Genomic DNA, 14504 nt, shown 5'->3' with positions numbered 1-14504 from the left:
ATTATGACGATTTACGCACACGCAAATACCATTCGCACAGCAGGCGCACCTGTTTGCGGGTATAGCCTTTCTCCATCATGCGATCGACAAAATCATCATGTTTTTTCTGTTCGTCCGTTGAGGTTTTCGTATTGAACGAAATCACCGGCAGCAACTCTTCGGTGTTCGAGAACATTTTCTTCTCGATAACCGTGCGCAGTTTTTCGTAGCTGGTCCAGTTTGGATTGCGTCCGCTGTTCTGCGCACGGGCGCGCAGCACAAAGTTGACAATCTCGTTACGGAAATCTTTCGGGTTGCTGATCCCGGCAGGTTTCTCGATTTTTTCCAGCTCGGCGTTCAGTGATTCACGATCAAACAATTGTCCGGTATCTGGATCGCGGTACTCCTGGTCCTGAATCCAGAAATCGGCGTAGGTGACATAGCGATCAAAAATGTTCTGACCATATTCCGAGTAAGATTCGAGGTAAGCTGTCTGAATCTCTTTGCCAATAAACTCGGCGTACTTCGGAATCAGGTAACCTTTCAGGTGCTCCAGATATTTCTCAGCCTGCTCTTGCGGGAACTGCTCGCGTTCAATTTGCTGTTCCAGCACATAGAACAGGTGCACCGGGTTAGCCGCCACTTCGGCATGGTCGAAGTTGAACACGCGAGACAGGATTTTAAAGGCGAAACGGGTAGAAAGACCGTTCATCCCTTCATCCACGCCAGCGTAGTCGTGGTACTCCTGCCATGACTTGGCTTTCGGGTCGGTATCTTTCAGTGTCTCACCATCGTAGACGCGCATTTTGGAGTAGATACTGGAATTTTCCGGATCTTTCAGGCGCGAAAGGATGGAGAAACGCGCTAAGGTTTCCAGTGTACCCGGCGCGCAAGGAGCGGTGGCCAGCTCACTGTGGTTCAGCAGTTTCTCGTAGATTTTAATCTCTTCGGAAACACGCAGGCAGTAAGGCACTTTGACAATGTACACACGGTCAAGGAACGCTTCATTGTTTTTGTTGTTACGGAAGGTGACCCATTCTGATTCGTTGGAGTGCGCCAGAATGATGCCGTTAAACGGCAGTGCGGAGATCCCTTCAGTACCGTTGTAGTTCCCTTCCTGCGTTGCAGTCAGCAGGGGGTGCAGCACTTTAATCGGTGCTTTGAACATCTCAACGAATTCCATGATGCCCTGGTTGGCACGGCACAGTGCACCGGAATAGCCGTAAGCATCGGGATCGTTCTGGGCGTGGTTCTCCAGTTTACGGATATCCACTTTACCCACCAGCGCGGAGATGTCCTGGTTGTTTTCATCGCCCGGTTCAGTTTTGGCAATCGCCAGCTGTTCCAGAATAGACGGCCAGACTTTGACCACCTTAAAGCGGGTGATATCGCCGCCGAAATCGTGCAGGCGTTTCGCTGCCCACGGAGACATGATGGTGCCGAGGTAACGCCGCGGTACGCCATACTCTTTTTCGAGGATGTTGGCGTCTTCCTGCGGGTTGAACAGGCACAGCGGATGATCATTCACCGGACTGCGTTCGCCATCGGCACTGAGCACGTAAATCGGTACGCGCTGCATCAGCGATTTAAGGCGTTCGGCCAGGGAAGATTTACCGCCACCCACAGGACCCAACAGGTAAAGGATCTGTTTCTTCTCCTCCAGCCCCTGCGCAGCATGTTTCAGGTAAGAGACGATCTGTTCAATCGCTTCTTCCATGCCGTAGAACTCTTCAAACGCAGGGTAGCGTCCCATGACGCGATTCGAGAATATTCTGGAAAGGCGTGGCTCCTGAGCAGTGTCAACCATCACTGGCTCACCAATGGCCATCAACAGTCGCTCTGCAGCGTTGGCGTATGCACTGCGATCCTGCTTACAGATTGCGAGGAATTCCTGCAGTGTGAACTCTTCGTCCTTGGCAGCTTCATAACGCTGACGATAGTGATCGAATATATTCATAGCGATGCCCGTCCTTTCGTTTTTAGCACAGGTAAAGGAGCGTAATAAGATGCTCTTGCAGCTCCCGGAAGATATTCTCTATTGAGTACAGCAACCCTTATGCCAACCTGACGTTTTTTTATCGGGATACACAATTCTTATGGTTACTCTGCTCGTACAAAAAGTCTCGTCTTACTTTTAACTGTAGAAGGCATTTAAGAAATTTCCTCCGTCTTTTCTCCTTATTTAGCGATATATCAATAACAAAGTCTCATAAGCTTTGGAAAGTCAGGCCCTCATTTCGGGCCGGTATCGTCGATTTGAGACAATTCTGCTGCGATTGAGAAGCACCCTCATTAAAAGTTAAACCATTGGCAGAATTTGGTTAGACTCTGTGTGTGATTGTTATATTAATAGACCGAATAAATTGTGAACCATTTCAAACTTAAAGTGCTTACTGTGCCGGGATCCTGATATTTTGCGGCTTGCAGCACCTGTGCAGTTCCCTTATCTCATGGTGCCTTTGTTATTTATGACGAATCATCTTATCGTGATGGGCAGGACCGTTTTTAGCCGGTGCTGCTGGGTGATGATGACAGGGTAAACGTTGCTCCTGGTTCATATCAGCAATGTGTGTTTCGTACGCGGGAACACCTTCTGTAACCTGACAGCCGCAGTGTCAGACCACGCTGCATGGCGCTATTTTTTGTTGGTTTTGAATCCGCGCACCGCAATGGTGCTCTTTTTCTGCATTGCACTATCTGTGGGCTCATTTATGGTGCATTTGGAGGTTTTGTGACCAGAACAATTCAGTTTCAGGGGGAATCACTGTTGCCGGCGATCGGCCAGGGGACCTGGTATATGGGGGAAAACCCGGCGACACACCAGCAGGAAGTAGCAGCGATCCAGGCCGGGCTGGACTGCGGACTTCGATTGATTGACACCGCTGAGATGTATGCTGAGGGTGGGGCGGAAATTGTCGTGGGTGAGGCATTAAAAGGACGACGCGATCAGGCCTGGCTGGTGTCAAAGGTCTATCCGTGGAACGCCGGTGCAGTCGATGCTATTGATGCCTGTGAGCGCAGTCTGCGCCGTTTGCAGACTGATTATCTCGACCTTTATTTGTTGCACTGGCGTGGCAACATCCCTCTGGAAGAGACCATCCTCGCGATGGAAACCCTGCAGCAGCAGGGGAAAATCCGGCACTGGGGAGTATCGAATTTCGATACTGACGATATGCAGGAGCTGTGGGGAGAAGACGGCGGTAGCGCCTGTCTGACCAATCAGGTGCTCTACCATCTTGCCTCGCGGGGTATTGAATATGATTTGCTGCCGGAATGTCAGCAGCGTGATGTCCCGATTATGGCTTACTGCCCGTTAGCCCAGGCGGGGCGGCTGCGGCAGTCACTGTTCAGTGATGCGCGCGTGCAACAGGTTGCACAACAGCAGGGCATTAGCGTAGCGCAATTACTGCTGGCATGGGTGATTCGTAAAGACGGGGTGATCGCCATTCCGAAAGCCAGCAGTGTGGCTCATGTGCGGGAAAATGTGGCAGCGCTTGACGTGGTGTTAAGCGGGGAAGAACTGGCGTTGCTGAACCAGGCTTTTCCACCGCCGCAGGATAAGCTGCCGCTGGATGTGGTTTAGCGGCGCATCAGCGCCGCTTGTATCAGGCTTTACTGCGCAACCGGAAGGTGGTGGCGAGGCGGGCAGGGGATTCACCAGCGCTCACTAACGGCTGATTAATGCGCGCGGTTTCCACGCATACCATGGTTTTATAACCGTCATTAGCCATATCAGCCATGCTGCATGACAATTCGGGTCCTGGGTTCCAGGTGACAACGTCACTTTGATAATGATGGTAAACCTCGATAAGCCGGTTGCCACCTTTATCATGGATCACGCTGCAATCATCCGGCGCGGTAAATACGCGATCAATTCGGCCAGGGTAAGTCTGGCGGCCATTTGATTCGCCGGACGCGCTGCTGTCCACTTTGTCGATAAACGCGTTGCCCAGGCCGCTCACCTCGGTTTGGGCGATATCGGCTATCTGGAAATAGCTGTGGAGCGCTGCGGTGGCTGAAAAATCACCATGTGCTTCCAGTTCGATCTCGCAATGGGATTCGATACGAAAGCGGGCAAACAGGGTGAAATCGTGTGGCCAGAGCTTTTTGGTTTGTGCGTTGCTTTCCAGCGCGAAGGTCAGAATGACGCCTTCTTCATTCTCATCATGGGCTGACAACGTCCAGGGCAGGTTACGGGCAAAGCCGTGTGCTGGTTCACCCGCCGGACCAAACCATGGCCAGCAAATCGGTACGCCGCCGCGAATAGCTTTACCGGCAGCAAACGGTGTTTTGTCACTCAGCCATAACACCGGCTGCTGGCCGCTCGGTTGCCAGGCAAGCAAATGAGCACCCTGCAAAGTAATGGCTGCGCGGACGCGGGGATGGTTGACGACGATGACGGGCAAATCACCAATCTGACGTTGTGACAGATATGGCGTGATCTGTGCCACCACGGGTAGCGAAAAAAGCGACTCTTGCATACAAAGACCTTCTCTTTAGCTAGCCAAAAAAAAGGGCGACCTAAGTCGCCCCTTGTCCATTTCACTGGTTATCTTACTTAGCAGCAACCAGAGCAATCAGGTCGAGAACCTTGTTGGAGTAACCAGTTTCGTTATCGTACCAGGAAACCAGTTTCACAAAGTTGTCATTCAGCGCGATACCGGCTTTAGCATCGAATACTGAAGTCAGCACTTCGCCGTTGAAGTCAGTTGAAACCACGTCGTCTTCAACATAACCCAGCACGTCTTTCATTTCGCCTTCAGCAGCGGCTTTGATGGCTGCACAAATTTCTTTGTACGAGGCTGATTTTTCCAGACGAACGGTCAGGTCAACAACAGAGACGTTCGGGGTCGGAACGCGGAACGCCATACCGGTCAGTTTGCCGTTCAGTTCTGGCAGAACTTTACCTACGGCTTTAGCCGCACCGGTAGAAGACGGGATGATGTTCTGAGAAGCACCACGGCCGCCGCGCCAGTCTTTGTGAGACGGGCCGTCAACGGTTTTCTGGGTCGCGGTGGTCGCGTGAACAGTGGTCATCAGGCCTTCAACGATACCGAATTTGTCGTTGATGACTTTTGCCAGCGGAGCCAGGCAGTTGGTGGTGCAGGATGCGTTAGAAACGATGTCCTGGCCAGCATATTTGTCGAAGTTAGCACCACGAACAAACATCGGGGTGTCATCTTTAGACGGGCCAGTCAGAACCACTTTCTTCGCGCCAGCTGCGATGTGTTTACGTGCAGTTTCGTCGGTCAGGAAGATACCGGTTGCTTCTGCAACCACGTCAACACCCACTTCGTCCCATTTCAGGTTAGCCGGGTCTTTCTCAGCGGTAACACGGATTTTTTTACCGTTAACAATCAGCGCGCCGTCTTTAACTTCTACGGTGCCGTCGAAACGACCATGCGTAGAGTCATACTTCAGCATATAAGCCATGTAATCGGCGTCCAGCAGGTCGTTGATCGCGACGATTTCGATGTCAGAACGCTGCTGCGCAGCACGGAAAACGATGCGACCGATACGGCCAAAACCGTTGATACCTACTTTGATAGTCATATATTCCACCAGCTATTTGTTAGTGAATAAAAGGTTGGCTGTAAAATTACAAAAACCTTACCAGGCGTCAAGCGGAATCGTGTCAATTGTTGCGACAGGTCAATTCCACAGACAGGAATTATTCGTTGCGCAATCGCTTGCGCAACGGCGATTATTCCAGAGCCAGATGTGCCGATCGCCGACTATAAAGGGATGTGTATTGTAAAGGGTGATCGGCATCACAAATTCGTGCTGTGCTCTGCGAGACGGATGCGTTCGCACGAAAAAAGACCCGGATGATGTTATTCGTTTGTTAGAATACTAGTCGATTTTTTCAGAATGACATCCCGGAATCCTAAAATGGCTAAAGACACCGCACCTGCGGAAAAAATCGCGCAGCTGTCCGAAATGCAGCGCTATGTAACCCAGCATCGCGGAACGGAACCTCCTTTTACCGGCGCCCTTTTGCATAATAAGCAGGAGGGCATCTACCACTGCCTGGTGTGTAACGCGCCGCTGTTCCTTTCCGAGAGCAAATATGATTCTGGCTGTGGCTGGCCAAGCTTCTACCAGCCCGTCAGCGATGACGCGATTCGTTACCTCGAAGATGATAGCCACGGCATGCACCGCGTCGAAATCCGCTGCGGAAACTGTGATGCGCATCTGGGGCATGTGTTCCCGGATGGACCACAGCCGACCGGTGAACGCTATTGCGTCAACTCCGCTTCGCTCAGCTTCACTGATGAGCAGGGCAAGCAACAGCAGGGGTAAGCATGAAACAGGAACTGGAAGCGATGCTGGCGGCGATGACGCCAGAAGTTTACCAGCGTCTTGCCACCGCGGTGGAGACGGGGAAGTGGCCAGATGGGGTAGCGCTGACCCCGGAGCAGCGTGAAAACTGCCTGCAACTGGTGATGTTGTGGCAGGCGCGTCACAACGATGCACCGCAGCATATGACCATTGGCAAAGATGGTGAGATGGTGATGAAGTCGAAGAAAGAGCTGAAAGAAGAGTTCGGCATCGAAACCGATGTGACCCGTATCAACCTGCACTGATTGCTGAAGGGCTGGCGACCACCAGCCCTGATTTTCAGATAATTACCGCACCCTGATTACGCATCTGCTCGATGGCAATGGCGCTATCGTCGGGGTTGAGGTTGACACCGCGGCAGCCTTCTTCCACCACTTCAACCTGATAACCCAGCTCCAGCGCATCCAGTACGCTGTATTTGACGCAGTAATCGGTTGCCAGCCCCAATACCACTAAATGGCTGATATCACGTTCGCGCAGCCAGCTGTCCAGCTCGGTTTTACGGCGATGGCCGTTGTCGAAAAAGGCGCTGTAGCTGTCGACATCCACATCTTGTCCTTTATGGAACACCGCATCAATCAGCGAACGATCCAGCTCCGGATGGAAATCGGCCCCTGCAGAACCCTGAATGCCGTGGTCTGGCCACCAGATCTGCGCGAGTCCGTTCAGTTCCCCTAAGGTATACACCGGCTCGCCGGATACAGAGGCAAAGCTGCCATGGTTTTTCGGGTGCCAGTCCTGCAATGCCACCACGCACTCGCCCCTGGCCCGAAATTCACGTGCGTAGCGATTGGCAACAGCGACCGTCAGGTCACCTTCACGCACTGCCATTGGGCCACCGGGGCAAAAATCGTTTTGTATATCGATGATTATCAATGCCCGCTTCATTACATCTCGCTCCGTATCAATCTTCTGTCAGTTCGCCACGTAAATTCTGCTGCATTCTGGCACGAATTTCTCCGCTGGTGAGGTTTTGACTCAGTAAAAAGTGAAGTTTTGTTAATGTTGCTTCAACAGTGAGATCAAAACCGCTGATCACGCCAGCATGCTCCAGCGCGTTACCGGTGGCGTATCCCCCCATATTCACTTTGCCAGACATGCACTGCGTCAGGTTGACCACCACAATGCCACGCTCACTCGCCTGTTGCAGCTCGGCCAGGAACTCCGCGTTTTGCGGCGCATTGCCTACGCCATAGGAGCGCAGAATCAGGGCTTTCACCGGCTGGCGTAGGAAATTACGGACCACTTCCGCAGATATTCCCGGGTAAATGGTCACCACACCAATCGGTTGTGGGGTGATCGGATGGACAATCAGTGCACCCTTGCCTGGCGGTGCCGGTGGGGTATTCAGGCGGCGAATATGAATACCCGCTTCCAGTAACGGTGGCAGGTTTGGCGAGGCAAACGCGTTGAAGCCATCAGCGTGCGCTTTGGTGGTGCGGTTACCCCGGAACAGGGTGTTATTAAAGAATAGCGTCACTTCGTTGATCGGATAGTTAGCCGCCACATACAACGAGTTAAGCAGGTTCTGTTGGCCGTCTGAGCGCAATTCTGCCAGTGGGATCTGTGATCCGGTGACGATCACCGGCTTGGCAAGGTTCTCCAGCATAAAGGAGAGTGCCGACGCGGTGAATGCCATGGTATCGGTACCATGCAGAATCACAAAGCCGTCGTACTGGTCGTAATTCTGTTTGATATCATTGGCGATAGCCTGCCAGTCCTCAGGCGTCATGTCGGAGGAATCCATCAGCGGGTGATATTCGTGAATGGTGAAATCTGGCATTTCCGGACGGTGGAACTCAGGCATATTGGCCAGCTGCTGTTGCAGGTGACCTGACACCGGAATGTAGCCCTGGGCGGAACGCTGCATACCAATGGTCCCGCCAGTGTAGGCGACGTAGATATTTTTCTTTTGCATGAATGAACTCAGACTTGCCGTAAAACGCGCAGTATAAGGGGATTACCGGGGAAAAGCAGCCCGGCCAGAGGCCGGACTGTAAAGATTATCTCACACCCGTCATACTTCACGCTGCAGGTGCGTTGGCTGCGCTCATTCACCCCAGTCACTTACCTGAGTAAGCTCCTGAGGATTCACTCGCTTGCCGCCCTCCTGCACCAAAAGTAGGCCCCTCCAGGGGACGCGAATTATTTAGGGTTTACGTTGCCGCAGTTGAGGCAGAAAGCGTAACGATTTTGCGGATCGTTGAGGTTATCGAACAGGCCAGGCTGTTGCTTCATGGCGCTCATTACATCCAGCATCGGTGCCGGCAGCCACACTTTCAGTGCCTGTGGCATGATGGCGCTAGCCGAAGCACTCATCTGATTCAGCAGCAGATCCAGCATGCCCGGAACATCCTGATACCAGCTCAACTGTGGTGTGGTGATTTTTGCCAGCTCGGCGGCTTTTTTGACGGCATCATCAAAGTCACCCAAGGCATCCACCAGCCCATTGGCTTTGGCATCGCTACCGGTCCAGACATGGCCCTGAGCAATATCATTGATCTGCTCTGGCGTTTTATGGCGCGACGCGGCAACCAAACCAACAAAGTTACGATAGCCGTTTTCAATGGTCAGCTGCATCAACTGCTGCACTTCAGGTGGCAGTGCTTTGGTGGTTGCGACATCTGCCAGCGGTGAAGTGGCAACGCCATCGGTGTGCACGCCAATGGTACTCAGGCTGTTTTCGACGGTATTAATCACACCAAAGATTCCGATGGAACCGGTCAGGGTGCTGGGGTTCGCCACAATATAATCAGCTGGCGTGGAGATCCAGTAACCGCCTGATGCCGCCATGCCACCCATCGATACTACTACCGGCTTGCCCGCTGCATGGGCAGCCGCCAGTTCTTCGCGGATCGCTTCTGAGGCGGTGACGCTGCCACCAGGGCTGTTCACGCGCAGGATGATCGCCTTAATTTTCGGATCGAGACGCGCATCGCGGATCTGCGCGGCTGTGGTGTCACCACCGACATTCCCGGCGGTCTCTTCACCGTCCATGATCGCACCACTTGCCATTACCACAGCGATATTGCCATCCTGCTGCGTCGGCGGTTGTTTAACGGTGTAATCGTAAATGCTGACGTTGCGATAATCGTTGTTTTGCTTATCCCAGCCAAAAGTCTTGATCATCTCCTGATCGGCAACAGCACGGCTCTCCAGTGCATCCACCAGCTTACTGTTCAACGCATATTTAGCGGTATCGCCCTGCACAGCCTGTAATCCGCTGATGATGCCTGCGGCGCCAGGGAACAGCTGTTCCGGCGTGATCTGACGGTTTGCCGAGACGGTGTTCAGGTAGTTCTGCCAAAGCTGACCAATCCAGCGGCTATCAGCATCGCGTGCTTCCGGCGACATATCGTCACGCAGGAAAGGTTCCACTGCCGATTTGTAAGTGCCAACGCGGAACACATGTGAATTAACTTTCAGCTTATCCAGCAGCGTTTTGTAGTACAGCCCGTTGGTGGCGAAACCATGTAAATCCACGGTGCCTTGCGGTGACAGGTAAATCTTGTTGGCATAGCTGGCGAGATAATATTGCGCCTGGCTGTAGTTATCGCCAATGGCATACACCGGTTTGCCGCTGTCACGGAACTCGCGCAACGCTTTCCCGACATATTGCAGCGAAGGCTGATCGCCACCGCCAAAATCACGCAGGTCGAGCACAATCCCGGTGATGTTTTTGTCACCTTTTGCCTGACGGATGGCATCGACGACATCAAACAGGGAATTTTCCTGCAAGCGGTCGCTGTTGCTGCCGAGCAATTGACGGCCAATACGGCTCAGACGATTGCTGACCGAAGGTTTGTCCACCAGTACACCGGTGAGGTCTACTTTCAGCGCACCTTGTTGCACCGGTTCGCTACTGCCGGAACCGCTCACCTGCAACCAGATCCCAACACCTGCAAGGATCAAAACAATAAGAAATAAATTAAGGATAAATTCCCGGATAAAATTCAGCACCCGCCAGCCCCAGCGGAACAGGCCTGCAATAATTCGCCACAGTGTGCGCATAGACTCTCCATATTCACGTAGCCGAAGACAGCCAGCACGCTGGCAGCCCCGATGTCGCCCTCATCCTAAAGAGCAGCGTGCTAAATGTCAGCAGGAAATCGCGCCAGACTGTTACAAAAGATCGTCGTATGCCAGGATTAGGCAACGCTTTTACACAAGGGAGAAGATAATGGATGCACTTGATTTGTTAGTTAATCGTCGCTCGGCTTCACGTCTGGCCGATCCTGCACCGGCGGGTGAGGTGCTGGAGAACATTCTGCGCGCGGGTATGCGCGCACCGGATCACGGCACATTACAGCCGTGGCGTTTCATTATTGTTGAGAAAGAAGGGCGCGACCGTCTGAGCCAGCTGCTGGAGCAGGCAGCCCGTGCCAGCGCGATGGATGATAAGGCGATAGAGAAAGCCAGTTCGTCACCGTTCCGCGCACCGATGATTATCACCGTGGTGGCACGATGCGAAGATCACCCGAAGGTGCCGCGCTGGGAACAACTGATTTCCGCTGGTTGTGCGGTGATGGCGATGCAAATGGCCGCCGCCGCGCAGGGCTTCAATGGCATCTGGCGCAGTGGACCCTGGACGGACCATCCTCAGGTACGCGAAGCCTTTGGTTGCCGTGAGCAGGATGCGATCGTCGGCTTCCTTTATCTGGGGACGCCACAGCTGAAATCCAGCACCACCGTACTCCCGCCCGACACGGCGGAATTTGTCAGTTATTTCTGACAGACAAATGGCGGGCTGGTGCGGCAGGCTGAGTGACGTTGCAGGGATTGCACATCGCGTGTGCGATTGATCGAACTGTAACCGCGTAACACTTACCACATGCTGGCAGCCAGGCTAACATAGCGCTATCTGCCAGTGCATAAGGAACCCGCCATGAGTGAACCTCTTCGCCTGACCCAGTACAGCCATGGTGCTGGCTGTGGCTGTAAAATATCACCCCAGGTGCTGGAAACCATCCTGCATAGCGAACTGACCGCCTTCCATGACCCCCATCTGCTGGTGGGGAATGAAACGCGTGATGATGCTGCGGTTTACGATTTAGGTAACGGCAGCGCGGTGGTCAGTACCACCGACTTTTTTATGCCGATCGTTGACGATCCCCACACCTTTGGCCGTATTGCCGCGACCAACGCCATCAGTGACATCTACGCCATGGGCGGTAAACCCATTATGGCTATCGCGATTCTGGGCTGGCCGGTCAATGTGCTCAGCCCGGAAGTGGCGCAGCAGGTGGTGGAGGGCGGTCGCGCGGCGTGTCAGGCGGCGGGTATTGCGCTGGCGGGCGGCCATTCCATTGACGCCCCCGAACCGATTTTCGGCCTTGCTGTGACCGGTATCGTCGATGTGGCGCGCGTGAAGAAAAACAGCGCGGCGCAGGCCGGGTGTCAACTGTTCCTGACCAAGCCGCTCGGCATTGGCATTCTGACTACGGCAGAAAAGAAAGGATTGCTGCGTCCTGAGCATCAGACGCTGGCGGCGGAAGTGATGTGCCAGCTGAATAAAGCCGGTGCAGAGTTTGCGCAACTGGCGGGGGTCACCGCCATGACCGATGTCACCGGATTTGGCTTGCTGGGCCATCTGAGTGAAATCTGTCAGGGATCGGGCTTGCGTGCTGAGGTGATTGTCGCGCAGGTGCCGCGTCTGTCCGGGGTCGATGCCTATATCGCTGCCGGTGCTGTCCCCGGTGGGACGGGCCGCAACTTTGCCAGCTATGGCCGACATGTGTCGCCGATGGATGATGCGACGCGCGCGTTGTTATGTGATCCGCAAACGTCTGGCGGCCTGCTGGTGGCGGTACAACCCTCGGCCATCGAGGAGTTTCAGCGTTGTGCCATGCTGGCGGGTGTCACTGCAACCGCCATTGGCGAGCTTTTTGCGGCAGAACCCCATCTGCCGCTGATTACCGTAGTTAACTGACGTTTAAGGAACGACGCCATTCATGCGTTTGTTTATTGCAGAAAAACCCAGTCTGGGACGCGCCATCGCTGACGTGTTGCCAAAACCGCACCGACGCGGCGATGGGTATATTGCCTGCGGCAATGACCAGGTGGTGACCTGGTGTGTCGGGCATTTGCTGGAGCAGGCTCAGCCAGACAGCTATGACAGTCGATACGCCCGCTGGAACCTTGCCGATCTGCCGATCATCCCCGAAAAGTGGCGGCTCCAGCCACGGCCATCGGTGGCAAAACAGCTGAAGGTTATTGAAGGATTGCTGGCGCAGGCCACCGAGGTGGTGCACGCGGGTGACCCGGACCGTGAAGGTCAGTTGCTGGTGGATGAGGTGATCGATTATCTCCAGCTGCCGCCGGAAAAACGTCAAAAGGTACAGCGTTGTTTAATTAACGATCTCAATCCGCAGGCGGTGGAGCGTGCGGTAGGTCGTTTACGTGAAAACCGTGAGTTTATTCCGCTGTGCGTCTCGGCGCTGGCGCGTGCGCGTGCGGATTGGTTGTATGGCATCAATATGACCCGTGCCTGGACGCTGCTGGGACGCAACGCTGGCTATGACGGCGTACTCTCGGTTGGTCGGGTGCAAACCCCGGTGCTTGGCCTGGTGGTCCGCCGCGATGAAGAAATCAAAAACTTTATTCCAAAGGACTATTTCGAAGTCAAAGCGCACATTGTGACGCCAAAAGACGAGCGCTTTGTCGCCAGCTGGGTGCCAAGTGACGCCTGTGAACCCTGGCAGGATGAAGAAGGTCGCTTACTAAACCGTTCGCTGGCAGATCATGTGCTGGAACGCATCAACGGCAAGCCCGCGTTGGTCACCGGGTATAATGATAAACGGGAATCAGAAATCGCTCCGTTGCCGTTCTCACTGTCGAGTCTGCAAATCGAAGCCGCAAGGCGCTTTGGCCTGAGTGCGCAAAATGTACTGGATTGCTGCCAGCGTCTGTATGAAACCCACAAACTGATTACCTATCCGCGCTCGGATTGTCGTTATCTACCCGAAGAGCATTTTGCGGGTCGGCATGCGGTACTGAACGCCATCCAGGCACACCAGCCGGATATGACGCCCCCGGCGGATTTCAATGCCGATCAGCGCAATCGTTGCTGGGACGATAAAAAAGTGGATGCGCACCACGCCATCATTCCAACCGCGCGCTCCAGCAAGGTTAACCTGAGCGAAAACGAAGCCAATATTTATGGGCTGATCGCACGCCAGTATCTGATGCAGTTCTGCCCTGATGCGGTGTTCCGCAAGTGCGTGATCGATCTCGACATTGCCGGTGGCAAATTTGTCGCGAAAGCCCGGTTTCTGGCTGAAGCGGGCTGGCGGGCATTACTGGGCAGTAAAGAGCGAGATGAAGAGAACGATGGCACCCCGTTGCCGGTGGTCAGCAAAGGGGATGAGCTGTTGTGCGAACGCGGGGAGGTACTGGCGAAACAGACTCAGCCTCCGCGTCCCTTCACCGATGCGACTTTACTCTCCGCGATGACCGGTATCGCGCGTTTTGTTCAGGATAAAGATCTAAAGAAAGTGCTGCGAGCGACCGATGGTTTAGGAACGGAAGCGACGCGCGCCGGAATTATTGAATTATTGTTCCGGCGAACATTCCTGGTGAAGAAGGGCCGTTATATTCACTCCACAGAAGCGGGCAGAGCATTGATTCACGCGCTACCCGAAATGGCGGCACGGCCTGATATGACGGCGCACTGGGAATCGACGCTTACCCGCATCAGTGAAAAAGCCTGTCGTTACGATGAGTTTATGCAGCCGCTGGTCAGCACCTTAATCGGTTTGATTGGTCAGGCGCGTCAGCAGCCGTCGTTGCAGGCATTTCGTGGCATTGCCGCGAGCGGCACAGCGAGTGAGAAAAAACGATCACGCAAACCCGCCCGGCGCAAAATGAAGGAGACCGAGTGATGCGTTATTTGATGGTGCTGCTGAGTGGCGTACTGCTGTTTAGCAGCGCTGCGCAGGCCAATCGCACCCCTGAGGTGGGACGCACCGGCAATACCGATGTGGTGGTTGATATGCCACCTGAAGTCTGGACGCAGGGACAAAATAACCAGCAAAGCAATTGCCTGCAGTGCTGCACCTATGAGAATCGCAGTTATTCTGAAGGGGCGGTGGTCAAAGCGGAAGGCGTGCTGCTGCAATGCTCACGCGATGAGAAAGTGATGGGTACCAATCCGTTAATCTGGAAGATCATCAAATAATCCGGGT

General features: G+C 54.0%; 13 protein-coding genes. 7 read left to right on the top strand and 6 right to left on the bottom strand.

The annotated features are described in order from the left end of the window. Position 1: 1 nt before the first annotated feature. Positions 2–1936, bottom strand: a complete 1935-nt coding sequence (yeaG, locus tag PW844_RS10730) for a protein kinase YeaG (RefSeq protein ID WP_084875236.1) — start codon at positions 1934–1936, stop codon at positions 2–4. Between the two features lie 774 nt (positions 1937–2710). Here yeaG and PW844_RS10725 point away from each other — a divergent pair. Then, positions 2711–3562 (top strand): aldo/keto reductase, encoded by an 852-nt coding sequence (locus tag PW844_RS10725; protein WP_299451238.1) that lies wholly within the window; start codon positions 2711–2713, stop codon positions 3560–3562. A 22-nt stretch (positions 3563–3584) separates the two neighbouring features. On the opposite strand, the gene PW844_RS10720 is transcribed toward PW844_RS10725, so the two are convergent. Together PW844_RS10720 and gapA are read right to left on the bottom strand one after the other, a co-directional pair. Further along, the gene (locus tag PW844_RS10720; RefSeq protein WP_299451236.1) at positions 3585–4460 is read right to left on the bottom strand and encodes a D-hexose-6-phosphate mutarotase; all 876 of its coding nucleotides are present in this window, start codon (positions 4458–4460) and stop codon (positions 3585–3587) included. 73 nt (positions 4461–4533) lie between these two features. Continuing rightward, entirely contained in the window at positions 4534–5532 is a 999-nt protein-coding gene (gene gapA, locus PW844_RS10715; RefSeq protein WP_084875228.1) for a glyceraldehyde-3-phosphate dehydrogenase, read from the bottom strand. 339 nt (positions 5533–5871) lie between these two features. Here gapA and msrB point away from each other — a divergent pair, with 339 nt between their 5' ends. Continuing rightward, positions 5872–6282: a peptide-methionine (R)-S-oxide reductase MsrB gene (msrB, locus tag PW844_RS10710; protein ID WP_299451234.1), complete on the top strand. Its 411-nt coding sequence runs from the start codon at positions 5872–5874 to the stop codon at positions 6280–6282. Positions 6283–6284: 2 nt separating this feature from the next. Further along, entirely contained in the window at positions 6285–6566 is a 282-nt protein-coding gene (locus PW844_RS10705) for a DUF1315 family protein (protein ID WP_084875222.1), read from the top strand. Between the two features lie 34 nt (positions 6567–6600). On the opposite strand, the gene pncA is transcribed toward PW844_RS10705, so the two are convergent. The 3 genes from pncA to sppA form a co-directional block, all read right to left on the bottom strand. Next, entirely contained in the window at positions 6601–7209 is a 609-nt protein-coding gene (gene pncA, locus PW844_RS10700) for a bifunctional nicotinamidase/pyrazinamidase (protein WP_084875219.1), read from the bottom strand. A gap of 16 nt (positions 7210–7225) precedes the next feature. After that, positions 7226–8239: an asparaginase gene (ansA, locus tag PW844_RS10695; RefSeq protein WP_299451230.1), complete on the bottom strand. Its 1014-nt coding sequence runs from the start codon at positions 8237–8239 to the stop codon at positions 7226–7228. 227 nt (positions 8240–8466) lie between these two features. After that, positions 8467–10332 (bottom strand): signal peptide peptidase SppA, encoded by a 1866-nt coding sequence (gene sppA / locus PW844_RS10690; RefSeq protein WP_299451228.1) that lies wholly within the window; start codon positions 10330–10332, stop codon positions 8467–8469. Between the two features lie 169 nt (positions 10333–10501). Between sppA and PW844_RS10685 the strand changes: the two genes are divergently transcribed. The 4 genes from PW844_RS10685 to PW844_RS10670 all read left to right on the top strand — a co-directional run bounded on the left by PW844_RS10685 (position 10502) and on the right by PW844_RS10670 (position 14497). After that, positions 10502–11053 carry an NAD(P)H nitroreductase gene (locus tag PW844_RS10685; protein WP_299451227.1) on the top strand — a complete coding sequence of 184 codons (552 nt, stop codon included), beginning with the start codon at positions 10502–10504 and terminating at the stop codon, positions 11051–11053. A 153-nt stretch (positions 11054–11206) separates the two neighbouring features. Then, positions 11207–12250, top strand: a complete 1044-nt coding sequence (selD, locus tag PW844_RS10680) for a selenide, water dikinase SelD (RefSeq protein ID WP_299451225.1) — start codon at positions 11207–11209, stop codon at positions 12248–12250. A 22-nt stretch (positions 12251–12272) separates the two neighbouring features. Next, complete coding sequence (locus PW844_RS10675; protein ID WP_299451224.1) at positions 12273–14201, top strand: DNA topoisomerase III; 1929 nt, start codon at positions 12273–12275, stop codon at positions 14199–14201. Continuing rightward, positions 14201–14497 carry a YnjH family protein gene (locus tag PW844_RS10670; protein WP_299451222.1) on the top strand — a complete coding sequence of 99 codons (297 nt, stop codon included), beginning with the start codon at positions 14201–14203 and terminating at the stop codon, positions 14495–14497. The genes PW844_RS10675 and PW844_RS10670 overlap by 1 nt, the downstream gene beginning before the upstream one ends. Positions 14498–14504 lie beyond the last annotated feature (7 nt).

The sequence above is a fragment of the Pantoea sp. genome, from assembly GCF_028283705.1.
Lineage (GTDB): Bacteria > Pseudomonadota > Gammaproteobacteria > Enterobacterales > Enterobacteriaceae > Pantoea.
Note: the sequence above shows the minus strand (reverse complement) of the source record. Positions and strands in the feature narration are given on the sequence as shown.

Coding starts and splice junctions, on each gene's coding strand:
- PW844_RS10705 (WP_084875222.1), top strand. CDS start 6,285: ATGAAACAGGAACTGGAAGCGATGCTGGCGGCGATGACGCCAGAAGTT.
- sppA (WP_299451228.1), bottom strand. CDS start 10,332: ATGCGCACACTGTGGCGAATTATTGCAGGCCTGTTCCGCTGGGGCTGG.
- pncA (WP_084875219.1), bottom strand. CDS start 7,209: ATGAAGCGGGCATTGATAATCATCGATATACAAAACGATTTTTGCCCC.
- msrB (WP_299451234.1), top strand. CDS start 5,872: ATGGCTAAAGACACCGCACCTGCGGAAAAAATCGCGCAGCTGTCCGAA.
- PW844_RS10720 (WP_299451236.1), bottom strand. CDS start 4,460: ATGCAAGAGTCGCTTTTTTCGCTACCCGTGGTGGCACAGATCACGCCA.
- PW844_RS10685 (WP_299451227.1), top strand. CDS start 10,502: ATGGATGCACTTGATTTGTTAGTTAATCGTCGCTCGGCTTCACGTCTG.
- yeaG (WP_084875236.1), bottom strand. CDS start 1,936: ATGAATATATTCGATCACTATCGTCAGCGTTATGAAGCTGCCAAGGAC.
- gapA (WP_084875228.1), bottom strand. CDS start 5,532: ATGACTATCAAAGTAGGTATCAACGGTTTTGGCCGTATCGGTCGCATC.
- selD (WP_299451225.1), top strand. CDS start 11,207: ATGAGTGAACCTCTTCGCCTGACCCAGTACAGCCATGGTGCTGGCTGT.
- PW844_RS10675 (WP_299451224.1), top strand. CDS start 12,273: ATGCGTTTGTTTATTGCAGAAAAACCCAGTCTGGGACGCGCCATCGCT.
- PW844_RS10670 (WP_299451222.1), top strand. CDS start 14,201: ATGCGTTATTTGATGGTGCTGCTGAGTGGCGTACTGCTGTTTAGCAGC.
- ansA (WP_299451230.1), bottom strand. CDS start 8,239: ATGCAAAAGAAAAATATCTACGTCGCCTACACTGGCGGGACCATTGGT.